Raw genomic sequence first — 23,030 nt, forward strand, 5'->3', positions numbered from 1 at the left:
CTGTGGGTCGCTGCTACGGCGCGGCCTGCGCCGTGACGATCTCGGCATGCACACCGGGACTGCTGGTCTCCAGATGGCGCAGCACGCTGCGGATCTGGGTGCCGACATTGACGAAGGCCGTGGTCCTGCCGTGGAACTGCACGTTCTCCACCCGCCGGGTGCCCCGGTGGAGCGCCACGACCTTCCAGTCGTCGGTGAGGACGGGCGAGCCCGACGAACCGCCGCGGGTGTCGGTGAAGTAGCGGACGTCCCGCTCGTCCGCCTCGTAGACGAGGTTGTTGCGCAGCGCGACCCGCTTCGGCTGGCCGCCCGGGTGCTGGATGATGTTGACGGCCACATAGTCGCCGCGGGTGACCACCAGCGGCTGCTCCGCCAGCCGCAGCGCCGGTCGGGCGGGCGCGGCGGCCAGCCGCAGCACCGCGTAGTCCAGTGCGGCGTCCGCGGCCACCAGCTCGCTGACGGTGGCCTCCTCGGTCTCCACGTCATCGGTGTCGAAGTCGAACCGGGCCGTGGTGTGCCGGGCCTGAAGGTGCAGATCCTCCTCGTCGGCCACCGTGCGCCCGGCCCCGGTCCCCGCCCTGGCGTTGACCACATGGTGGTTGGTGATCAGCAGGTCCGGCGCGATCAGCCACCCCGTGCCGGAGTGCGGAAAGCCGTTCGGCCGGAGCGGAGCGCCGCCTTGGTAGGGCGGGACCTTGATCCGGGCCACCGCCCCGCCGGCCAGCTCACCGCCGCGCAGGAACCCGATCGGCACGGTGTCGTCCCGGTGGACGATCTCCTCCTTGATCTCGGCGGCGGGGCCGGGCAGCCCGGCCAGCACGTCCGGCTCACCGCCCGCCTTGCGCGCGACATCGTCCAGGGCCCGCTGGAAGACGGTGAGCGGTTCGGCCTCGGTGGTCTCCGCGACGGCGTTGCGCAGCCAGATCTCCAGCGGCACCGAGCCGTCCACCAGCCGCTCCACCCGGTTCATCTCGTTGAGGTCCGAGTGCACCTGGCGGCCGGGCGCGGGGTTGAGCGGCAGCGTGCTGCGGTAGCGGGGCATGATCCCGTCCAGCAGCAGCGGCCGTACCGCGGGGTCGGCGAGCCCGGTATCCACGGCGGCGTCCAGCAGCTGACGGATCTCGTCGGGGGAGAGGTAGCCGCTCATCGGCCGCTCCGCCCCGTGGCACCGCCCGCATCCTGCGGGGTGCGGCCCGTCTCCCCGGCCACGGTCGCGGTACGGCCACCACTGCCCACCCTCATCGCGGCGGCCACACCGGCGACGATCTCGCCGCTCCGGTCGGGCACGGTCAGCAGCCGCCGGGCCAGCGCGTCGAGGGTGCCGCGGTCACGGGCCAGCCGCAGGATCCCCGTGATGCTGGTGGGTGCGCCGCCTCCCTGCGGCCGGGCCGGCCCCGCGGCGTCGTGCAGGATCTCCATCACCCGGCCCAGCAGCGCGGGCTGACGCCGGGTCGCCCGCAGCATCGCCGCGCCCAGCTCGTCCAGCGTCTCGTCGTCGGCCGGCAGCCCCACCACCTGAAGCGCATGGTCGAGCGCCCCCGGGGCCTGGTCGTAGATCTGCGAGGCCACCGCCCGCACCAGTACGGGCTGGTGCGCGAGCACGGCATCGGGCAACTTCTGCAAGCGGTCGGCGAGTTGATGGCCGGCCTCCAGCTCGGCGCCGTCCCGGCCGGCGGTCAGCTGGGTCCGGGCCAGCAGCGCGCCCATCGCCTCCAGGTCCTGCCCCAGTCCGACCGCGACATCCTCCGCGACCCGCAGCTCGCGATCGGCGCTCGCCAGATCGCCGGCCTCCTGCGCGAGCCGGGCGGAGAGCAGCAGCAGCTCCAGCCGGCGCTCCCCGCACCCGGCGCGCTCCGCCGGGCCGAGGGCGTCCGCCACGGCCTTACGGGCCTCCTCCAGCCGCCCGAGCCGGTTCAGGGTCTCGGCGTACAGGGCGTGCAACGGGCTGCCCGGTGTCCAGGGCCGGCGTCTGCCCAGCCGTTCGAAGGCCGCCTCCGTGAAGCCCTGCGCCAGCAGATCCTCGACCTCGCGGGCGGTGATCCGCTCCCAGTCCTCCTGGTCGGCGCCCGCCGCCACCTGGTCGGGAGCGCCCCCGCCGAGCCGGGCGGTGAGCAGCCCCGCGGCCCGGGGCGCCATGTCCTGCTGCGCCCCGGCCAGGAAGCGTTCGACGCCCGGCAGCCAGCGCTCCTCCACCGAGCGCGGGTTCTCGTCCAGCCGCAGCCGGTGGTAGATCTCCTCGGCCCGCGCCTCCACCCCCTCGCGCGCGGCGTAGTGGTCGACCGCCCGCCGCTCGATGTCGCGCATGACGGCCGTACGGTCGCCGCCCGGCAGCCGCAGCATGATGGCGCGGACATCGCCGCGGTAGCGCACCGCGTCCGGGCGGGCGGGCTCGACCATGTCGAGACGGCTCAGCTCGTCGAAGAGCGCCCGGGCCCGGTCCAGGGTCGCCACCCGCAGCCCGCAGGGCCCGGCGAGCACGTCCTTGATGATCTCCGGGGTGATCACCCGCAGCACCAGGCCCGGGTGGGCGAGCCGGCGTACGTCCTCATCGGCGATATGGCTGAGGATCCGGTCGTAGAGGATGCCCTGCACCAGCAGCTGGTCGACGCGGCGGAAGACCTCACGGCGGCGCTCGGGCAGGCTGCGGATCAGCTCACCGGTGCGCTCGGCCGCCGGCCCGGTCAGGACGGCGGCCCGGGCGGCCAGTTGCAGACTGAGCGGATGGCCCCCGACCCGGTCGGCCAGCGCCCCCGCCACCTCAGGGTCCTTGACCCCGCAGGACTCCAGTACGCCGATGGCCGCCTCGGTGTCGAGTTCGCCGAGTTCGATGTCGAACGGTGTCGTGGTCCTCGCCGGATGCTCGACCTCGACCGGTGCCCGCCCGGCGACCAGGAACCGCAGCTGCGGATAGACGCTGAGGAACGTCAGATAGATCGCCCACATCCGGCCCAGCACCGGCGATCCGCGGTACTGCGCCGCTTCGAACGAGTCGATGACCATCACGAACGGCGGGTCCGGCTGGTCCGCGGAGGGTTTGCCGTCCGCCACCGCCCGTACCAGCACATCGGCGACCCGCCGGATCAGACCGGTCTCCCGCCCGATGGCGAGCAACTGGAACTCCTGTGAGAAGCGCCGCCCCAACACGGCCCGTGTCGTGGCGAGTTCGTGCAGTTCGGTCACCCGGTCGAGCCCTTCACGCTGGCTGCGGGCGGCCTGCTGGCACTCGTCCGCCAGCGCGTCCAGCTCGGCGCGGTGCGCGGGGTACTGGATACCGAGCTGCCGGGCGGCCTCGGCGATCAGGGTGACCGGCTCCTGGATGGAGAGGGTGGGCCGCTCGAAGTCGATATAGGCGAACGGGAAGCCGCCGGCCGGATCCCGGGCGCCGTCGAGCACGAACTTGGCGAGCAGCGTGCTCTTGCCCATCCCGCCGGGACCGTGGATGACCAGCGGGGGCACCGGCGCCGGAGAACCGCCGGCCGCCCCGTCCTCCGGCGGCCGGCCGGGTTCCGCGGACCCGCCCGGCAGTCCGATGTACCGCCGCAGCTCGGCGAGTTCGCGGGTACGCCCCTGGAACGGCCGCCGTACCAGGCGTTCCAGGGGCTCCAGCAGCCGGGCCCGCTCCAGGGCGTGCTGGAGCCCGGTGACGTCCGGCAGCCCGGTCACCCCCGGGACCTGGGACAGCCACAGCACCGCCTGAAGGGCGTCGGCCAGTTCGTCGGCGGTCAGCCGGTCCGTCGCCGACGGGTCGCCGGACAGCTGGGCCAGCGCGAAACGCTCCGGCCCCGGGCCGGCCGGGAGCTGACCGATGTTGCAGGCAAGGAGGCGCCGGGCGGCCTCGGGGCCGTCCAGACCGCGCAGCGTCCGCTCCCGGACATCGGCGTTCAGGGCCCACTCGGGCCGGTCCTGCATCCCCAGGGTCGTACAGTCGTCGACCAGCTCCAGGACCGCGCCGCCGGTGGCGCGGTCCTCGTCCGGCAGCCGCAGCAGCCGCGGATCGAACCGGGCCAGCAGACAGGCCGCCTCCCGGTAGGCGCGGCGGCGGGCCGGGACGTCGTGGGCCCGGTCCCCGTCCGTGTGCAGCGCCTCGCGCAGCCGGGCGGCGAACTCCTCCCGCAGACCGGGCGGGGCCGCGGGTGCGCGTTCAGAGGGATTGGTAGACACGGATGGCTCCCTCCGCCGCCGTACAGACCCGGCGCATATAGCACTCGCCGCTCCCGCTCTCCGTCTCGATGGCTCGCAGGACCTCTTCCACCGCGACGTCGACGAGTTCGTCGATGGCGGCCTCCTGGGGTCCGTCCGCCTTGAGGACGTCCGGTGGCGCTTCGTGGAAGACCTGGTCGAAGAAGGCGCGCAGCTCGTCGGGGCCGGCGACCCGCGCGGTGTCCCAGCAGAGGTTCCCCCGCAGGTCGTAGGGGAGTTGACGGGTGGAGCGGCCGTACCCCAGCAGCACCAGCCGGGGCGCCTGATCGCCCCGTACGGCGGCGTGCTCGTAGATGGCCAGGGCCAACTGCCCGATGAAGTCCCACACATCGGAGCTGGGGTCGAGCTTGTCGCACTCGTCGAGGACCAGCCACAGGCGCTCCTCGACGGCGGTGGCCCGGCCCGCCACCCAGTGCGCCGCCTCGTCGACCGACGGGAGCGGGTCGTTGAGTTCGGTGGGGTTCACGGGGGAGACGCCCGCGCGCGGATCGGCGACGAAGTCGGCCAGCCGCCGTACGACCTTGGCGGCGGTGGAGGTGCGTGACAGGGTGACCCGCACCGGGCGGAAGCCGCTGTGCTGACCGATGTGGCGCAGGAAGTTGTAGGTGTACGACCGGCCGCTCGCCGGTTCGCCGTCGACGAGCAGGATGAACTTGTCCGGGTCCGCCGTGAACCGGCGCAGCGTCTCGCGCAGCTCCTGCCGGCCGATGAAGGCCTCGGTGCCGTTCTTGAGGACACAGGTACGGAAGTTGTCCCGCGCGGCGTGCGCACGGCGGTCCTCGCGCAGCCGCTCCAGGAAGTCCTGGGCCTTCTCGATGTCCGGGAGCACCGCGAGCCGGTCGACCATGGTGAGCGCCTCGACCAGCCGCAGCTGCCCCTCGATGTCACTGCGCGAGGTGTGCACAAGGGCGCGGGCGTTCTCCGAGCTGATGTGGGTCAGCGGCAGCGCGCTGATGAAGTCCGGGGGGAAGCCGTACTGGGCGAGCTGGGTGTGCGGGTCGGTGGTGTCGAGCAGATAGTTCTGCGCCCACGTGGTGACCAGATCCCACTCCGTTTCGGTCAACGGCATCCCGCACCTACCCGGCCCGGTCGGCAGCGTCGGCAGTTCCGTCGAAGAGTCGCTGCACCGGCTCCCTGACCTGATGCTGGGTCAGATACTCCGTGATGCCGTGGTGGTTCCGGCTGTCGTTGGTGACCAGCAGATCGGTGATCCGCTCCTGCGGGGCGTACTCGGGCCGCAGGGTGTGGTCCAGCGCCACCAGGTCCCGCAGGTCCGAGGCGTTGCGCCAGGCCGCCACGCCCGCCGGAACGGCCGGCGGCCGCGCCAGCCGGTCCTGCACCTCGGTGATCGCCAGCGGGGAGCCGACGGTGACCAGAAGTTCCACCTCGTGCCGCTGCTCCCTCAGCACCTCGTAGGCGACGAGGGCGCCCAGGCTGTGCCCGACCACCACGAGCGGGCCGTCCCCTGGACCGTCCAGGGCCTCCTTGACCACCGCGCGCATCGCAGGCCCCGCCTCGCCGAAGAAGTACGCGTACACGTCCTTGAAGGCGTGCTTGACCAGCATCCGGAACAGCGCCGTACGGCCCGCGTGGGGCAGCGGCAGCGCCTCCAGCGGTAGTTCGGCGGAGGGCTCCTCGGGCTCACCGGCCCGGGCCAGCGTGTCCGCGAGGTAGGTCATGTCCCGCAGCCAGCCGGTCAGTGCGCGCTCATCGGGGCCCACCCGCTCCTCGGGTCCGGCGTCACCGGCCTCCTGCCGCGCCGCGTCGAGCGTCCGTGCCACGAAGTTCTCGGGCGGCTCGGGCGCGGCCCCCGTGGCCCCGGCCGCCCGTTCCTCCGTCAGCTCCGGCCCACCGTCCAGCGGGTCCGGCCCGAAGTCGGGCAGCGGCTTCGCATACCGCAGCGGGGCCCAGTACGCCATCCGTGACGCCTCGCCCATGTCCCGGCCGAACAGCGCGGTGTCCCAACGGGACTTCAGCAGTTCCGCACGGACCTTGTTCCCGTTGCCGTGGACGTAGACCACCGTGGGCGGCATGCGTTTCCTCCCGTTGTTCAGCTGCGCCGCAGCACGATGTCGTCGTGAGAGCTGAGCCGCTGCCAGCGCTCCCTGGGGGCGCGGCCCACCGGCATCAGATCGACGGCCGACAGCGGGCCCAGGTCCAGCGAGGTCAGCTCGACGACGTCCGACACCGGCACCTGGAACGTCCGGAAGGCGCCGAGCGGCGGCGGTGCCCCCGGCGTCGCCCCGGCCAGCGCCCGTTCGGCGTCGCGGGTCAGGTCCGGGCTCTGGTCGAGGACGTACGCCGTCGCCGCGAGCGCACCGTCCTGGAGGAACGCGGCCACCTTCCAGAAGCGCAACGGCACCTGGATACCCCGGTACGGCGGGTCCGAGTCGTGCAGCACCGGCCCGGTGAGCACGGCCAGCTTCCGGTCGAAGTCGGCGGCGTGGGCGAGCAGATGGTTCTCCAGCCCCTGCCAGAGCTCCTTGCCCTGGTTGAACACATCGGCCTGCGGGGCGGCGTTGGTGTAGTGGAAGGTGTCCGCATTGGCCTGGTTGGCCTCCGCGGCCTCGCCCCACACCGGGTCGAGCCGGCGCACCAGATGCCCCTTGTCCAGGGAGTTGTCGTGGTAGACGGCGTCCCCGGCCTGCCGGTTCTCGGGCAGCCGCGGATCGAACCGCCAGCTGCTCTCGCGCGGCACATGCTCCAGCAGCCGCCGGCCGTCGATGCACACGGCGGTGGCAGCGGCCATCCGCCGGTCCGGGCGGAGCACGACGGTGAAGTGGGTGTACGGCAGGACCACGGTCTCCACATCGGCCCGCTTCGGCTTCGGCAGCGGCACCGGAACGCCGAGGAAGCGCTCGTCATAACCCGTCCGGCCGGCCAGGGCGTCCCGGGGCCCGGCGCCGGCCGTCGCCCCGCCCGCCCACGGGGAATCTGGTGGGATCATGCGATAACCGGTTCCCGGTGGTGCGGACCGCCCACCGGTGCCCACCGCGAAGCCACTCGAACAGCCGCGCGCATCCCCGGTACCCCGTGGGGAGGGGCCCGTTCAGGCGCGGCTGGCCCGCGGAGCCGGGTTCGACGACACCGAGACCGATGAATTCGACGAGACCCTGATGTTCTACGACCGGGAATTCCTCGACGACGAGCTGCACCGCGAATTCGGCCGCTTCGCCCGGGGCGTCCGCATCCTGGCGCTGGCCTCCGACGGGGATGCCAACGGCAAATTCACCGGAACTCTGCTGGAGGTCTGGAACGGCATACGCAGACGGGACGCGGTCCGAGGACCGCGTCCCGTCAGAGGGTGCGCACTCACTCCGTGGGGTAGATGTCTCCGCCCCGCATCATGCTTTCCTGCTCACTCTGGGACTGTAGCCTGCGGGCCTTCTCCTCGAGCCGCTTCCGCTCGTCCGGGTCGCTGGTGCGTTCCGCGGCCGCCTTCAATTCCTGGGCCTTGTCGCGCATCTGCTGGATTCGTGCGCGTGCTTCTCCTGATGCACTCATGATCTGTCCTCGTGTTTCCGTTCTCGCGCGGTATTGGGGGAGCTGCATATACCAGCGAATCAGGCCGGGCCGCGGTCGGCACGTCGAAAGGTCACTCGCCGGGACGAGAAAAGCGCAAGCGGCAACGAAGCGCGATCGTAGAGGCCCGCCGACCGCGGCACGCCCGGGTATTGCGGCGTGTCTCCACCGGATGGCCTTCCTGAATGGCGAGGGCGGCCAAAAGGGACGTTGGCTGAGGCACAGAAGCCCAACGTCCGCTGAGTGTCAGCGCTTCTGGTGTTTGACGCTCCCCTCGTTCAGTGGAGTCCCTCCATGTCATCCGAACCAGCACTTTGTGGGGGCGACGCCGAACTGTCATCGACAGAACACGGCGAGCACTATCCGCCCAACACCCCTGAGAAGAACTCGGCCCGCACCCTTCTGTGGGAAGCAGTCACCCACCGGCCCCTGGAGGAAGTCGCCGCCCTGGTGGAACTGCTCAAGCGCAGCGGTGACATTCCCAACCCCGGCGACGAAGCCCTGCGAGTGGCGGTCCTTTCCCGTCCGGTGAGCGACGTCGCCGCGCTCTTCGAGATGCTCCAGGCCACCCCGCACACCGTGGAATCGAGCTTTGACGCACTGCGTACGGCGGCCGTGGACCGGTCCGTCGAGGAGGTCGCGCAGCTGATCGAGCTGTTCGACCACGCGAAGGGCGGCGGCGCGGGCGCATACGGCGGCGCCGATTCCTACGGTGTGCCCGACCAGTACCCGCCCGGCCCGGGCGGCTCCGGCGGGTCCGGTGGCTCCGGCGGCTTCGGTGAGCCGGAGCAGACCTCGACCATGCACGTCCTCGACCCCGACGTACGCCCCTTGGGCAACGCCGGTCAGGCGGCCGCCGGCGGATACCGCGAGAACGCACCGCAGCAGCCGCCCAACCGCACCCCCTGGGCCCAGCGGCCGGCCGGCAGCCCGCCGCACGGTGGCCAGGCCTGGTCCAGAGGGCACGAGGAGGATCAGCAGCCCGGCTACGCCGTCCACGGCGTGCTGCGCTCGGTGCTGCGCTGGCCGGCGGCCGTGGCCCTGGCGCTGTGCGGGCTGAGCCATCTGCCGGTGAACACGTCCCATGTGCAGGGGGCCCAGGCGGCCGTCGGGCTCGCGATGGCCATCGTCGTGATCTACCTGCTGCTGGCGGGCCTGCTGGCGATGCGCGACACCGCCCTGGTCTGGACGGTCAGCGCCGCCGCGGCCATGGTCATCATCGCCCTGCACGCACTGTCCCGCGCCGGGGTCCTCACCCCGCTGGGCGGCGGGCTCGGCGAGACCGCGATGTGGCCCGAACTGCTGGCGGTGGGACTGGCCATCGTCAGTGCCGGGCTCGCGGGTGCGGCGCTGCTCAGCCGTCCGCACCGGGTAGGTCCGGCGCCGGCGGGAGTGTGAGCGGCCGACGGACACACGGCATTACGGGCGCGGGCCGGGACCCTGAACGGGGTTTCCGGCCCGCGCCCGTCGTCGTGCCCGCGGAAGGGCCTCAGGTGTGCGGGGCGCCGTAATACCCGGCGAGCAGCCGGTGGTACTCGTCGTCCCCGATGTGTTTCTCCCGGTCGAACTCCGGGGCGTGCTCGATCTCCTTCTTCGTCCGGGCGAGATAGATCGTGCTGCGGTCGAAGTCGATCGAGGAGATGACCCCGGCCGGCACCAGGATGTGCCGGCCGAAGACCCACACCCTCGTGTCCACCACCAGAGAGGCGGCGCCGGCCTCGTCGGAGTGCGCGTCGACCGTACCGACGGTGCCGTCGATCGCCTCGACCGTGAAGCCGGTCAGGTCGGTCCCGGCCTGGTATCCCACCGTGTCGTGGTAACCCCAGATGCTGTCCGTCACGGAAACCTCCCGGGATGCTGAGCGGGCCGGACGGCGGCCTACCAGCGGTACCAGCGGCCGCGCCGGCCGCCGTCGCCCACCGAGCGGACGAAGAAGCCGAGCAGCCAGATCGCCAGCACCACCAGGGCGACGATCCACAGTGCCTTCAACGCGAAGCCCGCGCCGAAGAGAATGAGCGCGATGAGCAGGACGAGAAGCAACGGAACCATGGTGTTCCACCTCCGGAACGGCGTGTGCCCCTCCCAGGGACAATCATGCCTCTGGTGGGGCAAACGGGGCGCCCCGAGGGGGCGTCAGTCCTTGGACGAGTAATGCCGCAGCGCCCAGGCGGGCAGCCCGAACCAGCAGAGGAGGAACCAGACGATGAGTGCCACGACGAGATAAGGGACGACGGGGGAGTGGGACGTCGCGATGCGCAGGATCAGCAGCAGTGCCGAGGTGACCGTCGCCAGCAGCAGCACGGTCCCCCCGAGGGCCAGACGCGAGGCCCACACCACCGTCTCGGGCTTGATCCGGTGGCCGGTCACCAGCCGGTGGAAGGTGACGGTGCCGATCAGCGCCCCTGTGGTGGCCGCGCCCAGCAGCACCGTCACCACGTAGATGACCTTGTCGGTGGGAGGGAGCGTGAGGAACCGCGGCATGAACACCACGGTGAGCAGGAACCCGAAGAGGATCTGCACCCCGGTCTGGATGACCCGTACCTCCTGGAGCAGTTCCAGCCACCGCCGGTCGGCACGCTCCTCCGGTGTCTCATTGCGCCCGTCGGACGTCTGATGCGGACCCAGCTTCACCGGGGCCTCCCTGGCTAGGACTTCTCGCGGGTGCGGAAGGCCAGCTCGTCGTCCTTGACCTCCACCCTCACCTCGTCACCGGACGTCAGCGCCCCGTCCAGCAGCAGCCGCGAGAGCGCATTGTCGACCTCGCGCTGGATCGTGCGGCGCAGCGGCCGGGCCCCGTACTCGGGCTGATGGCCGCGGTGGGTGAGCCAGTCCACGGCCTCGGGGCTGAACTCCACGGCGATGTCCTGGGCGTGCAGCCGGCGGCCGGTCCCCTCCAGCAGCAGACCGGTGATCTGCCGCAACTGGTCGTCGGTGAGCCGGCGGAAGACGATGATCTCGTCGAGCCGGTTGAGGAACTCCGGACGGAAGTGCTCGCGCAGGCTCGCCAGCGCCCGCTCGCGCGCCCCGTCGCCGCCCTCCGCCCCGGATATCTCCGTGCCGAAGCCCAGCACCCCGCGACCACCGCTGAGCGCCTCGGAACCGAGGTTGCTGGTCATCACGATGACGGTGTTCTTGAAGTCGACGGTCCGGCCCTGGGAGTCGGTCAGATGCCCGTCGTCGAGCACCTGGAGCAGCATGTTGAAGACATCCGGGTGGGCCTTCTCCACCTCGTCGAGCAGCAGCAGCGAGTACGGATGGTGGCGCACCGCCTCGGTCAGCTGCCCGGCGTCCTCATGGCCGACGTATCCCGGCGGCGCACCCACCAGCCGGCTGACGGTGTGCCGCTCCTGATACTCGCTCATGTCCAGCCGCACCATGCGGTCCTCGCTGCCGAACAGCGCCTCGGCGAGCGCCCGGGCCAGTTCGGTCTTGCCCACACCGGTGGGCCCCAGGAAGAGGAAGCTGCCGATCGGGCGCTCCGGGTCGGAGAGGCCGGCCCGCGAGCGCAGAATCGCCTCGGAGACCGCCGTGACCGCATCGTCCTGGCCGATCACCCGGGAGTGCAGCCGGTCCTCCAGCCCGAGCAGCCGCTCCTTCTCCTCCTGGGTGAGACTGCTGAGCGGTACGCCGGTCTGCCGCGAGACGATCTCGGCGATGTCCTCCGGGGTGACCATCACGATCTGTCCGTCGCCGGTCGGCTTCTCGCCCCGGGCGGCCTCGATCCGCGCGGTGAGTGCGGCGATCCGGTCCCGCAGCTCGGTGGCCCGTTCGTACTGCTCCGCGGCGACCGCCTGGTCCTTGTCCACGGCCAGTTGCTCCACCTCGCGCTCCAGGGCGCGGACGTCGGTGGTCTTGGTGCCCGAACGCAGCCGGACCCGGGCGCCCGCCTGGTCGATCAGGTCGATGGCCTTGTCGGGCAGGAAGCGGTGGGCGATGTAGCGGTCGGAGAGTTCGACGGCCGCCTGCAACGCCTCGTTCGTGTAGCGGACCTGGTGGTGCGCCTCGTAACGGTCCTGAAGGCCGCGCAGGATCTCCACGGTGTCGGCGACGGTCGGCTCGGGCACCAGAATGGGCTGGAAGCGGCGGGCGAGCGCGGCGTCCTTCTCGATGTGCCGCCGGTACTCCTCCAGTGTGGTCGCACCGATGACGTGCATCTCCCCGCGCGCCAGGGCGGGTTTGAGCATATTGCTCGCCTCCAGCGAACCGCCGTCGCCGCTGCCCCCGCCGGCTCCGACGACCGTGTGCAGCTCGTCGATGAAGACGATCAGCGAGTTCGGGTGCGCCCGTACCTCCTCCATGATCCCGTTCATCCGCTCCTCGAAGTCACCGCGGTAGCGGGTGCCGGCGACCACGGCGGTCAGATCCAGCGCGACCACCCGGCGTCCGGCGAGGGTGTCGGGCACATCCCCGTCGGCCAGCCGCTGGGCCAGCCCCTCCACGATCGCCGTCTTGCCGACGCCCGCGTCGCCGACCAGCACCGGATTGTTCTTCCCCCGCCGGGAGAGCACCTCGATGGTCTGCTCGATCTGCTCCGCGCGGCCGATGACCGGGTCGATCCGGCCCGCACGGGCGAGATCGGTCAGATCACGGCTGAACTTGTCCAGGGTCGGGGTGTCGTGCTTGGGCGCGGCGCCGTGCTCGCCGCCCGAGTGCTGGGGCCCGTGGCTGCCCTGCGGCGCGGCCTGCGGATCGAAGTGGGCGAGGTTCAGGATGCGTCCTGCCGCCGAGTCCGGGTTGGCCGCCAGCGCGTCGAGCACATGCTCGGGGCCGATGTACGACGCCCCGTTGTCCCGCGCCAGCTCGTGCGCGCCCAGCAGGGCCCGCTTGACCGCAGGGGTCACCGCCACGCTGCTCTGCTTGGGACCGCTGCCCGCGCTGCGGTCGATCTCGGCCGCCAGCGCGTCGGGGTCCGCCCCCGACTGCCTGAGCAGGGTGCGGGTCGGCTCGGCGGCGAGCGCCGCCCGCAGCAGGTGCTCGGTGCCGAGCTCGGGACTGCCGTGCTCGGCGGCGTAGGCGGCAGCGGAGGTCACCAGGTCCCGGGCGGGACCGCTCATCAGGCGCGCGATGTCCGCCTGGCGGGCCGCCGACGGCCCCGTTTCGCCACTGCCGGACTTCGTGGCCCCACCGAAGAAGCGCGCGAGGAATTCACCGAACGGGTCCGGGCCGTAACCCTCCGGACCCATGAATCCATTGCTCATGTGTGTCCGTTCCGCTGTCACGGCGGTACCGCGACATGCTGCCTTGTCGGGTGCCTTGTGGTGCCCTTGTACTCCTGCCTGGCGGATGCCCGAGAGACGAGGCGTCACACGCCACTCCACTGCTTCAGGATCAGCTCCCGCACAGCCATCCGCACCCGGACGGGCCAGCATGGACACCGCGCGTCCGGCGCAATACGCCCCCGCGCGGCGTTAACCGGGCCGGCCTCGGGGAACCGGTTGCGGTGGACAGCCAGGGGCGGCTGTGTTCACGACGGAGGCCACCGCACATGCCGAGCACGCACACCGGGACGGCCGGGAGTGATCCCGAGGACGCCGGGCAGCAGTACGACGCCACCCCGTACCTGCCCGCGCGGGGCGGGCTGCCGGCGTACCGGCGGGCAGCGGCGGACTGCCACGGCTGCCCGCTCTTCCGCGAAGCGACCCAGACGGTCTTCGGGACGGGCAGCTCCTCGGCGCGGACCATGTTCGTCGGGGAGCAGCCCGGCGACCAGGAGGACCGCCAGGGAGAGCCCTTCGTGGGGCCGGCCGGACGGCTGTTGCGCAAGGCGATGGGCGAGGCCGGGCTCGACGAGCAGGAGGCGTACTTCACCAATGCCGTCAAGCACTTCAAGTTCACCGTGGCGGCCCGCGGCAAGCGCCGCATCCACAAGGCGCCGAGCCTGCGCGAGATGACCGCCTGCCGGCCCTGGCTGCACGCCGAACTGAACCTGGTCGGCCCGGAGGTGATCGTGGTGCTGGGCGCCACCGCCGCCAAGTCGCTCCTCGGCTCCTCGTTCCGGGTGACCAAGGAGCGGGGCACACCGGTCGAGAGCAACCACGGGCTGGTGGTGGCCACCATCCACCCGTCGGCCGTGCTGCGCTCCGACGACCGCGCCGAGTCCTACGCCGGTCTGGTCTCCGACCTGCGGGCGGTGGCCCGGGTCCTGGAATGACGACTGGCGGCCGGGCGGAAGGGAACTCGATGTCCATGGATCACACCCAGGCACCCGTACTCCAGGCACTCGCCGACTACCACGCGACAGGCCGGGTGCCGTTCAGTCCGCCCGGGCACAAACAGGCCCGGGGCGCCGATCCGCAGGCCCGGGAGGTGCTCGGCGATGCCGTCTTCCACGGCGACGTACTGGCCTCCGGCGGGCTGGACGACCGGCGGACCGGGGGCGAGGTGCTGGAGCGCGCCGAGCGCCTGATGGCCGACGCCGTGCACGCCGACCACACCTTCTTCACCACCTGCGGCAGTTCCCTCTCGGTGAAGGCCGCGATGCTCACCGTCGCCGGGCCGCACGAGGAACTGCTGATCGGACGGGACGCGCACAAGTCCGTGGTCTCCGGACTGATCCTCTCCGGGATCCGCCCGGTCTGGGTCGAGCCGCAGTGGGACCCGGACCGGCATCTGGCGCACGCGCCGTCGGCGGAGGCCTTCGAACGGGCCTTTGCCGCGCACCCCGACGCCAAAGGAGCGCTGGTCACCAGCCCCACCCCCTATGGGAGCTGCGCCGACCTCCGCGCCGTCGCCGAGGTCTGCCACCGCCGCTCCCGGCCGCTGATCGTCGACGAGGCATGGGGCGCCCATCTGCCCTTCCACCCCGACCTGCCCACCTGGGCCATGGACGCCGGGGCCGATGTCTGCGTGACCAGCATCCACAAGATGGGCAGCGGCCTGGAACAGGGGTCGGTCTTCCATCTTCAGGGCGATCTGATCGCCCCCGCGGACCTCAAGATCCGCGCGGACCTGCTGGGCACCACCAGCCCGTCCGTGCTGATCTACGCGGGTCTCGACGGCTGGCGACGCCAGATGGCGCTGCACGGCCGGGAACTGATGGACCGGGCGCTGGCCCTGGCGGGCGAGGTGCGGTCGGCGATCGAGGCGATCGACGGGCTGCACGTCAACGACCGGGCGGACTTCTGCGGGCCGGGCCTGGGCGACGACTTCGATCCGCTCCCCGTCGTCATCGACGTCAGCGCCCTCGGTACGACGGGCTACCGTGCGGCCGACTGGCTGCGTGCGCACCGCCGTACCGATGTGCACCTGGCCGATCACCGCAGGATCAGTGCCCAGCTCACCCACGCCGATGACGCGGAGACCACGGGTGCCCTGCTGAGCGCGCTGAAGGACCTGGTCCGCGCGGCACCGGAGCTGCGGCCGGCGCCCACGGTCGCGGTGCCCGCACCGGAAGAGCTGCGGATGCAGCAGTGCGTCCTGCCGCGTGACGCGTTCTTCGGCCGCACCGAGAACGTCCCGGTCGCGCGGGCGGCCGGCCGGATCGCCGCCGAGATGATCACCCCCTATCCGCCCGGCATCCCGGCCGTGCTGCCCGGTGAACGGCTCACCGAACCCGTGCTGAGGTATCTGCGCTCCGGCATCGAGGCGGGGATGAACCTCCCCGACGCCACCGACACCCGCCTCGACACGGTCCGGGTCCTCGTCGAGCCGGAGCGGGACGGCTGATCCCGGGTGCCCCGGCGCGTGGCCCCGTCGTCACAACTCCCGCTGGATGAGGGCCAGATCGGAGCTCAGCGCATCGAGCCAGATGACCGAGTCGACGAGCAGCGCGGCGGAGACCGCACGAGCCTCCCGGTCCGGGCCGTCCTGCGGGACGGGCGGGGCGACGGCGAGCAGGCCGCGGATGTCGAGGGGACGGGGGAGTTCGTGCAGCGGGCCGCGGTCCGCGCAGAGGCGTTCGGCCAGCGCCCGGTAGTCGGCCGCCGTGGTGCCCGCCGCCTGCCGTAGCCAGGTGCCGACCTCGTTCGGGGCGATCCGGCCCGGGCGGCCGGGCAGCTGCCGTTCGCCGCGCCGGGCGTCCGCCCCGGCGGCCAGCACGGCGGGCCAGTCCGGTTGCCGCTCGGTCCGCTCCCTCGGCTCGCTCTGGTACTGCGCCAGGCACTCCTGCGCGAGCATCAGCGCCCGGTTGATCGCGAGGATGTCGGCGGCGCTGTCGGCCGCGGCGGCGCCGGCCGTCCCGGTGCGCTCGACGAGCCGGGCGGTGGTCCGCCCGATCGCGTCGGCGATGGCCGTACACAGCGCCGCCATGTTCCGGCGCACCTCGGGCCCCGCACCCCGCGGCCAGGCCACCAGCCCGCAGAACAGACCGATCAGGCTGCCGGCCAGCACGTCCTCCAGCCGGACCGGGGCGAGCTGCCAGGTGGTGGGCGATACCTGGGCGAACAGCACCGCCACGACCAGGGTGAATCCGCCCTGCGCCCAGGCCAGTCCGCGCAGCGGCCCCGCGGTGAACGCCACCAGCATCACCAGCGGCAGCAGCACCGCGTACACCGTCTCGCGGTCGTGCACCAGCGCCAGCATCCCGCCGGCCAGCACCGCACCGATCAGCGTGCCGACGAGGGCCTGCCGGACCGCCGAGCGGGTCTCCAGGCTCGTCGTACGGGTCAGCGTCAGCGTCGCCAGCAGCACCCAGAAGCCGTGCTGAAGGTCGAGGAGCCCGGCGACGGCCCGGGCCGCGGCCAGGCCGAGCGCGAACCGGCAGGCGTTCTGGAAGATCACCGAGCGCGGCGTCAGGTGGCAGGTCAGCCGCCGCCACCACAGCTCGGGGGCGTGCGCCCGTGCGTAGCTGAAGGCGTGCCCTGCGGGGTTGCGGTCGACGCTGCGGTCGCCGAGCAGCAGCCGGGTGGCCAGCACCAGGAGGACGGCGGCGTCGGCGGCCTGGACGACCAGGGACCGGCGGCGCAGATAGACCAGCCGGTCGTCGGCGCTCAGCCGCTCCAGGGTGTCCAGGGCCCGGTGGGTACGGACGGGGCCCAGCTCCTCCTGAAGGGGCACGGGGGAGGGGCCCTCGCCGGGCCGCAGCCGCTTGCCGCGCCGCAGCGCCCCGGCCGTCCCGCGGGCGGCGGCGCCGATGCACCGGAGCAGGGCGGCCGTCTCGGGCAGGTAGGCACGCCGCGGCCCGGCCGCGGTGTGCAGGGAGTCGAGCCGGCACAGCAGCGCGCGCACCGATTCCGCGGCATGTGCCATGGCCTTGTGGGCGAGGGTGGGGGAGGTGGGCAGATCGGCGGGGGGTACATGGGCGGGGTGCAGCGCATCGGCGGCCGTACGCGCCCGCGTCAGCACCGCCGCCGGGACGGGCCCGCCGCGGTGGTCCGCCAGGGCGGCGGCCGCATCGGAGGCCTCGGCCAGCAGCCGGCGGAACGAGGGGGTCTCCGGTTCGGGCATCAGGAAGCGCTGGGCCAGCGCGAGCAGTACGGCCCCCAGCAGAAACCCGAGGAGCCGCTGGGAGAGGGTCTCCGGGGCGTACGGCGGGAAGCACGGGAGGATGTAGAGCAGCTGCATCCCGGGGGCCGCGCCGGCGATCCTCGGTCCTGTGGTGGCCGCGTAGGCGACCGCGAAGCCGATGACGAGCATCCCGACGACGGCCGTCCAGGTCTGTACGGCGAGCAGGGTGCCCAGCGTGAGCAGCACCAGGCCCGCGGGGATCGCGGTGAGGGTGGTGGCGGCGCGCTGGCGCCCCGACCCCGGGATCCTGGCGAGTGCGCCGAGCGAGACCACGGTGAATGTGGCGTAGACGGACATCACGGTCAGGTTGAGCCCGTAGCGGCACACATAGAAGGCGATGCAGGAGGCGGTGGTCACGCGGAGCGCATTGCCGACCACCGTGCGGTGCGCGCGCAGCGCCTGCCTGCCGGGCTCCAGCAGAGAGCGCAGTCTGTGCAGAACCGCGTCACCTGGCCCGCCGGGCGGATGCCCCCGCCCGTACCGCGGGGGAGCTTCCTGCTGTGGCCTCACCCCTCCACTATTGGCCAGCGGCCCCCGGTCCGCACCGCGCACCGGGCCGGCCGGCGCCCGCGCACAGCGGGCGCAGCGCCCCCGTCGGACCGTTTCGCCCGCCGGCCCGGTTACCTGCCCACGTCCCCCGTCCACGCCCCCTTTCCAAGGCCCCCGCTCTCCCTGCCGCCGGCAAACGGCACACAGCGAAGGGGAGTTGGCGAGGTCCGGCGGGCCGGGAGGCGGACCGTAGACTGCCGACCGTGACGGAGACGACGGCCGGTGCGGCGCACGCCGGCGATGCGGAGCGACCGGCGCTGCCGGCGACCGGCTGGGCGGTCCTGGGGCTGCTCTCCTTCGGTGAGGAGCTGTCCGGCTACGACCTGAAGAAGTGGGCGGACCGGTCGCTGTGCTTCTTCTACTGGAGCCCGTCCTTCAGCCAGATCTACGGCGAGCTCAAGCGGCTGGAGAAGGCCGGTTGTATGCGTTCGCGGCTGATCGCCCAGGACACCGGCCACCGCGACAAGCGCGTCTACGTCATCACCGACGAGGGCCTGGCGGCGGTCCGCCACTGGGCGCGCGAGGCACCGGTGGAGCCCCCGGTGCTCAAGCACGGCGTGATGCTGCGGCTGTGGCTCGGGCACCTGCTGGAGGACGACCGGATGCGGGAAGTCCTCGGCCGCCACCGCGCGTATGCGGAGTCCATGCGGCAGCGCGCCGAGACGGAAGCCGAGGGCGCCCGGGCCGAAGAGGCCTGGACCTACCCCGCACTCGTCCGGAAATGGTCGGAGCGGTTCTACGCCTCCGAACGGGATCTGGCCGACGCCATGCTGGCCGACCTGGACGAGAGCGAGCGCAGGCGGCCCTGACGCCGCCCGGCCGCCCCCGTCGCGACCGGATCAGGCCGCGAGCAGCTTCTCGTAGCCCGCCAGGCGCACGCACACGGTCAGGCCGAGCATCGCCTGCTCCACCTCGGCCGGGCTCGGGTAGCTGGGCGCGATGCGGATCGTCGCGTCGCGCGGGTCGTCGCCGTACGGGTGGGTCGCGCCGGCCGGGGTCAGCACGATGCCCGCCTCGGCCGCACGGCGCACCACGTCCTTGGCGCAGCCCTCCGGGACCTCCAGGGTGATGAAGTATCCGCCCTTGGGGCTGGTCCATGTGGCGAGTCCGGTGCCGCCGAGCTCGGTCTCCAGGATCCGCTGGACGGCCGCGAACTTCGGCTGGAGCAGGGCTCGTTGGCGCTCCATGTGGGCCCGTACGCCGTCCGCGTCCCGCAGGAAGAGGACGTGGCGCAGCTGGTTGACCTTGTCGGGGCCTATGGAGCGCTTGGCGTTGTTGGCGGTCAGCCAGCTCACATTGGCGGGCGAGGAGCCGAAGAAGGCGACGCCCGCACCCGCGAAGGTGATCTTCGACGTGGAGCCGAAGACGAACGCCCGGTCCGGGTTGCCGCTCTCGGCGCACGCGGACAGCAGATCGGCGATCTCGACGGGCTCCTCGGTGAGATGGTGGGCGGCGTAGGCGTTGTCCCAGAAGATCCGGAAGTCCGGGGCGGCGGTCTCCATACGGGCCAGGCGCGCCACCGTCTCGTCGCTGTAGCTGACGCCGGTCGGGTTGCTGTACTTCGGGACGCACCAGATGCCCTTGACGGCCGGGTCCTCGGCGACCAGGCGCTCCACGACGTCCATGTCCGGACCCGACGCGCCCATCGGGACGGGGATCATCTCGATGCCGAACCGCTCACAGAGCGCGAAGTGCCTGTCGTAGCCGGGCACCGGGCACAGGAACGCGATCCGGTCCTGGTCGGCCCAGCGGGACCCGGCGCCGGGCAGCACGCTCAGCAGCGCGTGGACCAGGCAGTCGTGCATCAGCTCCAGGCTGGAGTTGCCGGCCGCGAGGAGCTGCCCGGCCGGTACCTGGAGCACCTCGGCGAATATCTCCCGGAGCTCCAACAGCCCTTGCAGCCCACCGTAGTTGCGTACGTCCGTGCCGTCGGCGGTGGTGGTGGGCCGGCCGCCCGGCAGGTTCAGCAGGTCCGCGGAGAGGTCGAGCTGTTCGGGCGCGGGCTTGCCCCGGGTGAGGTCGAGCTTGAGTCCCTGTGCCGCCAGCTCCTCGTAGTCGTGCCGAGCCCGGTCGAGAAGCCCGGCCAGGGTGTCGGCGCTCAGCTCGGTGGTCATGGTGATTCCTCTCGCAGGGGCTGTCTGCCACGGTGCCCGGGGGCGCCTGCCGAGGATACAAAGGCTGGCAGGGGCGGTGCGGGGCGCTCCATATAGAGAGATGGGGCGGTCAGCCAGCGAGATGAGACGGTCAGCCGGCCAGCACCCGGGCCCGGCAGTCGGCCGGTGTCCCCCAGGCGTCGCGCAGCGGTCTGGCCTTGCGGATCCAGAGGGAGAGGTCGGGCTCCGCCGTGTAGCCGAGGGCGCCGTGCAGCTGGAGCGCCGTCCGGGCCGCGGCATAGGCCGCCTCGCCCGCCGCGGTCTTCGCCGCCGCCACCTCCCGGCCCGCCGAGGGGGCGCCCGCCGCCACGGCCAGCGCTGCCGCATGCACCAGCGGCTGCGCGAACTCCAGCCCGATGAGGGCATCCGCCAGCCGGTGTTTGACCGCCTGGAAGGACCCGATGGCCACCTTGAACTGGGTGCGCCGACGGACGTGGGTGACGGTCGCCGCCAGCAGGGCGCGGCCGAGGCCGAGCGACTGTGCCGCGGTGGCGAGCCGGGCGACCTCGACGGCGTGCGCGGCGGCCTCCGTCACCGCCGGGCCCCGGGCCAGGAGGGTGCCGCCGAGCGGGCGGGCCAGCCGCCGGGCCGGATCGAGGGAGGGCTGTACGGGGCCATGGGTGTCCGTGCGGCACACCGTGTCGCCTTGGACGACCAGGACGGTGTCGGCAGCGTCCGCGTCCAGCGCGTACGGCACCCCGGCGCACAGGCTCAGCACGGCACCACCGGCCGCGATCCGCGGCAGCCACTCCCCGGCCGCGGTGTCCTCGCCGAGCCGGGCCAGGAACGCCGCCGACGCCACCGTCTCCACCACCGGACCCGGCACCGCGTGACGCCCCAACTCGCCGAAGGCCACGGCCAGGTCGACGGGCAGTGGCCCCAGCCCGCCGTACCGTTGCGGGACCGCGAGCCCGAAGACCCCCGCCTCCGCCAGCCGCGCCCACAGCGCCCGGCCCGGTGTGTGCTCGCCCGAGGCCCAGGCCCGCACCGCCGCCGGGGTGTCGCCGGCCGCCAGCATCCCGTCGAGGGTACGGGCGAATGCGCGCTGCTCACCGGTCAGGAGGAAGCGCATCACCGGCGTCCCTTCGGCAGGCCCAGCAGCCGCTCGGCGATGATGTCGCGCTGGATCTCGTTGGTTCCGGCGTAGACCGGCCCGGCCAGCGAGAAGGTGTAGCCGTCCGCCCAACTCCCGTGCGCGGGGGCCTCGTCGGCGTCCTCGGCGAGCGCGCCGTACGGGCCCAGCAGATCCAGCGCGGTCTCGTGCAGGGCGAGGTCCAGCTCGGACCAGAAGACCTTGTTCAGGCTCGGCCCGGCGCCGAGGGATTCCCCTTCCGCCAGCCGGGACGCCTGGGCGTAGCCGAACAGCTGGTAGGCGCGGGCACCGATGAGGGCGTCGGCCACCCGCTCGCCGAGCGCCGGACCGGCGCTGTCGGGGGCCGTGCGCCACAGCGCGGCCAGCCGCTCGGCGGCCGCCGTGAAGCGGCCCGGGCTGCGCAGCGTCAGACCGCGCTCATTGCCCGCGGTGCTCATCGCCACCTGCCAGCCCTGGCCCGGCTCGCCGATGACGTCCGCGTCGGGCACGAACACCCCGTCGAGGAAGATCTCGGCGAACGCCGGCTTGCCGTCGAGCCGGCCGAGGGGGCGTACCGTCACACCCGGCGCGTCCAGCGGGAACATCAGATACGTCAGCCCCTGGTGCGGCCGGGCGGTGGCCGGGTCGCTGCGGAACAGGCCGAAGGCGCGGTCGGCGAAGGTGGCCCGGGACGACCAGGTCTTCTGTCCGTTCAGCAGCCAGCCGCCCCCGGTCCGTACGGCCGTCGAGCGCAGCGACGCCAGGTCCGAGCCCGCCTCCGGCTCCGACCAGGCCTGGGCCCAGATGACCTCGCCGCTCGCCATGGGCCCCAGGATGCGGGCGCGTTGCTCCGCGGTGCCGTGCTCGAAGAGCGTGGGGGCGAGCAGGCTGATGCCGTTCTGGCCGACCCGGCCGGGGGCGCCCGCGGCGTAGTACTCCTCCTCGAAGATCAGCCATTGCAGCAGCGAGGCGCCCCGGCCGCCGTACTCCTCGGGCCAGGAGACCACCGACCAGCGGTCCGCGAAGAGCCTGCCCTCCCACTCCCGGTGGGCGGCGAAGCCCTCGGCGGTCTCCAGTGACGGCAGCGGGGCGGCGGGTACCTGGGCGGCGAGCCAGGACCGCACCTCGGACCGGAAGGCGTCGTCCGCGGCGGAGAAGGCGAGATCCATCAGGACCCTGCCGTTCCGGGGGAGTGGGGGCGTGGTGCGGCGTGCTGCCGCATCGCGCGGATGTCCACCCCGCCGAGCGGGTCCGCGGCGGTTTCGGCGTTGTGCGCATGGGCGAGGTGGTGCAGGCCGAACACCGAGTCCAGACCGCTGTGCAGGCCCTGGAGGTCCTCGGCCTGGTTGACGGCGCGCTTGGTCAGTGCCAGCCCGAGCCGGGGCATCTCCGCCACCCGCAGCGCCAACTCCCGTGTGCGGTCAGCGAGTTCACACCTCGGTACGACCCGGTTGACCATGCCCACCTGATACGCCCGCTGTGCGGTCATCCGGTCGCCGGTGTAGAGGAACTCCTTGGCGATGCGCGGCGGCATCACCCACGGGTGGGCGAAGTACTCGACGCCGGGGATACCCATCCGTACGACGGGGTCGGCGAAGAAGGCGTCATCGGAGGCGACGATCAGATCGCAGACCCAGGCGAGCATCAACCCGCCCGCCACACAAGCCCCTTGGACCGCGGCGACCACCGGCTTGGGCAGCTCGCGCCAACGACGGCACATGCCCAGATAGACCTCCGACTCGCGGGCGAACCGGCTCTCCGCGCCCGCCTTGTCCGAGTGGTCCCACCACAGCCCGGCCGTACGGTCGAAGGGGAGGTGGGCATCGCGCCCGGGGGTGCCGATGTCATGGCCCGCGGAGAAGTGCCGGCCCGCCCCGGCCAGTACGACGACCTTGACCTCGTTGTCGTCCGCGGCGCGGTAGAAGGCGCGGTCGAGGGCGTAAGTCATCGCGGAATTCTGGGCGTTGCGGTAGTCCGGGCGGTTCATGGTGACGGTGGCGAGCGGGCCGTGGCGTTCGTAGCGCACCGGCTCGTCATCGGGCGTGGCGGGCATCCGCCCCTCCTTCCCTAACAATTGTTTGGTAGGTTAA

Annotated in this window: 19 protein-coding genes; 4 read left to right on the top strand and 15 right to left on the bottom strand. The window is 72.5% G+C overall.

What is annotated here, in order from left to right:
* Positions 1–13: 13 nt before the first annotated feature.
* From ACZ55A_RS30360 to ACZ55A_RS30385, 6 genes are all read right to left on the bottom strand, one after another.
* On the bottom strand, positions 14–1,147 hold the full coding sequence (locus ACZ55A_RS30360; RefSeq protein ID WP_468846712.1) for a trypsin-like peptidase domain-containing protein: 1,134 nt from the start codon (positions 1,145–1,147) through the stop codon (positions 14–16).
* The gene (locus ACZ55A_RS30365; RefSeq protein WP_468846715.1) at positions 1,144–4,161 is read right to left on the bottom strand and encodes an ATP-binding protein; all 3,018 of its coding nucleotides are present in this window, start codon (positions 4,159–4,161) and stop codon (positions 1,144–1,146) included. The genes ACZ55A_RS30360 and ACZ55A_RS30365 overlap by 4 nt, the downstream gene beginning before the upstream one ends.
* Positions 4,142–5,269 carry a hypothetical protein gene (locus ACZ55A_RS30370; RefSeq protein WP_468846718.1) on the bottom strand — a complete coding sequence of 376 codons (1,128 nt, stop codon included), beginning with the start codon at positions 5,267–5,269 and terminating at the stop codon, positions 4,142–4,144. Before ACZ55A_RS30370 ends, ACZ55A_RS30365 begins: the two co-directional genes overlap by 20 nt.
* A 7-nt stretch (positions 5,270–5,276) precedes the next feature.
* Positions 5,277–6,233: a thioesterase domain-containing protein gene (locus tag ACZ55A_RS30375; protein ID WP_468846721.1), complete on the bottom strand. Its 957-nt coding sequence runs from the start codon at positions 6,231–6,233 to the stop codon at positions 5,277–5,279.
* Between the two features lie 17 nt (positions 6,234–6,250).
* Positions 6,251–7,147 (bottom strand): DNA/RNA non-specific endonuclease, encoded by an 897-nt coding sequence (locus ACZ55A_RS30380; RefSeq protein ID WP_468846724.1) that lies wholly within the window; start codon positions 7,145–7,147, stop codon positions 6,251–6,253.
* A gap of 365 nt (positions 7,148–7,512) precedes the next feature.
* Positions 7,513–7,704 carry a DUF6381 family protein gene (locus ACZ55A_RS30385; protein ID WP_468846727.1) on the bottom strand — a complete coding sequence of 64 codons (192 nt, stop codon included), beginning with the start codon at positions 7,702–7,704 and terminating at the stop codon, positions 7,513–7,515.
* Positions 7,705–8,016: 312 nt separating this feature from the next.
* Between ACZ55A_RS30385 and ACZ55A_RS30390 the strand changes: the two genes are divergently transcribed.
* Positions 8,017–9,120, top strand: coding sequence for a hypothetical protein (locus ACZ55A_RS30390; protein WP_468846729.1), 1,104 nt, complete (start codon positions 8,017–8,019; stop codon positions 9,118–9,120).
* 91 nt (positions 9,121–9,211) lie between these two features.
* Here ACZ55A_RS30390 and ACZ55A_RS30395 read toward each other — a convergent pair whose 3' ends face one another.
* The 4 genes from ACZ55A_RS30395 to ACZ55A_RS30410 form a co-directional block, all read right to left on the bottom strand.
* Positions 9,212–9,562: a PRC-barrel domain containing protein gene (locus tag ACZ55A_RS30395; RefSeq protein ID WP_468846732.1), complete on the bottom strand. Its 351-nt coding sequence runs from the start codon at positions 9,560–9,562 to the stop codon at positions 9,212–9,214.
* A 38-nt stretch (positions 9,563–9,600) separates the two neighbouring features.
* Entirely contained in the window at positions 9,601–9,771 is a 171-nt protein-coding gene (locus ACZ55A_RS30400) for a hydrophobic protein (RefSeq protein ID WP_468846735.1), read from the bottom strand.
* An 84-nt stretch (positions 9,772–9,855) separates the two neighbouring features.
* Positions 9,856–10,353, bottom strand: a complete 498-nt coding sequence (locus tag ACZ55A_RS30405; protein ID WP_468846738.1) for a DUF6328 family protein — start codon at positions 10,351–10,353, stop codon at positions 9,856–9,858.
* A gap of 14 nt (positions 10,354–10,367) precedes the next feature.
* A complete protein-coding gene (locus ACZ55A_RS30410) occupies positions 10,368–12,920 on the bottom strand; it encodes an ATP-dependent Clp protease ATP-binding subunit (protein ID WP_468846741.1) in 2,553 nt (850 codons plus the stop codon).
* 287 nt (positions 12,921–13,207) lie between these two features.
* Here ACZ55A_RS30410 and ACZ55A_RS30415 point away from each other — a divergent pair, with 287 nt between their 5' ends.
* Positions 13,208–13,873, top strand: a complete 666-nt coding sequence (locus ACZ55A_RS30415) for a UdgX family uracil-DNA binding protein (RefSeq protein ID WP_468846744.1) — start codon at positions 13,208–13,210, stop codon at positions 13,871–13,873.
* A gap of 29 nt (positions 13,874–13,902) precedes the next feature.
* Positions 13,903–15,387 (top strand): aminotransferase class I/II-fold pyridoxal phosphate-dependent enzyme, encoded by a 1,485-nt coding sequence (locus ACZ55A_RS30420; RefSeq protein WP_468846747.1) that lies wholly within the window; start codon positions 13,903–13,905, stop codon positions 15,385–15,387.
* A gap of 30 nt (positions 15,388–15,417) precedes the next feature.
* Here ACZ55A_RS30420 and ACZ55A_RS30425 read toward each other — a convergent pair whose 3' ends face one another.
* Positions 15,418–17,676: an FUSC family protein gene (locus tag ACZ55A_RS30425; RefSeq protein WP_468846750.1), complete on the bottom strand. Its 2,259-nt coding sequence runs from the start codon at positions 17,674–17,676 to the stop codon at positions 15,418–15,420.
* A 242-nt stretch (positions 17,677–17,918) separates the two neighbouring features.
* On the opposite strand from ACZ55A_RS30425, the gene ACZ55A_RS30430 reads away from it, so the two are divergent.
* On the top strand, positions 17,919–18,524 hold the full coding sequence (locus ACZ55A_RS30430) for a PadR family transcriptional regulator (protein WP_468846753.1): 606 nt from the start codon (positions 17,919–17,921) through the stop codon (positions 18,522–18,524).
* Between the two features lie 30 nt (positions 18,525–18,554).
* Here ACZ55A_RS30430 and ACZ55A_RS30435 read toward each other — a convergent pair whose 3' ends face one another.
* The 4 genes from ACZ55A_RS30435 to ACZ55A_RS30450 all read right to left on the bottom strand — a co-directional run bounded on the left by ACZ55A_RS30435 (position 18,555) and on the right by ACZ55A_RS30450 (position 22,993).
* A complete protein-coding gene (locus tag ACZ55A_RS30435; protein ID WP_468846755.1) occupies positions 18,555–19,829 on the bottom strand; it encodes an aspartate aminotransferase type Ic in 1,275 nt (424 codons plus the stop codon).
* A gap of 130 nt (positions 19,830–19,959) precedes the next feature.
* Positions 19,960–20,940, bottom strand: coding sequence for an acyl-CoA dehydrogenase family protein (locus ACZ55A_RS30440; RefSeq protein WP_468846757.1), 981 nt, complete (start codon positions 20,938–20,940; stop codon positions 19,960–19,962).
* Positions 20,940–22,109, bottom strand: a complete 1,170-nt coding sequence (locus ACZ55A_RS30445; protein ID WP_468846759.1) for an acyl-CoA dehydrogenase family protein — start codon at positions 22,107–22,109, stop codon at positions 20,940–20,942. The genes ACZ55A_RS30440 and ACZ55A_RS30445 overlap by 1 nt, the downstream gene beginning before the upstream one ends.
* Positions 22,109–22,993: an enoyl-CoA hydratase gene (locus ACZ55A_RS30450; RefSeq protein WP_468846761.1), complete on the bottom strand. Its 885-nt coding sequence runs from the start codon at positions 22,991–22,993 to the stop codon at positions 22,109–22,111. Before ACZ55A_RS30450 ends, ACZ55A_RS30445 begins: the two co-directional genes overlap by 1 nt.
* Positions 22,994–23,030 lie beyond the last annotated feature (37 nt).

The organism is Streptomyces sp. NPDC034111 (genome assembly GCF_055575375.1).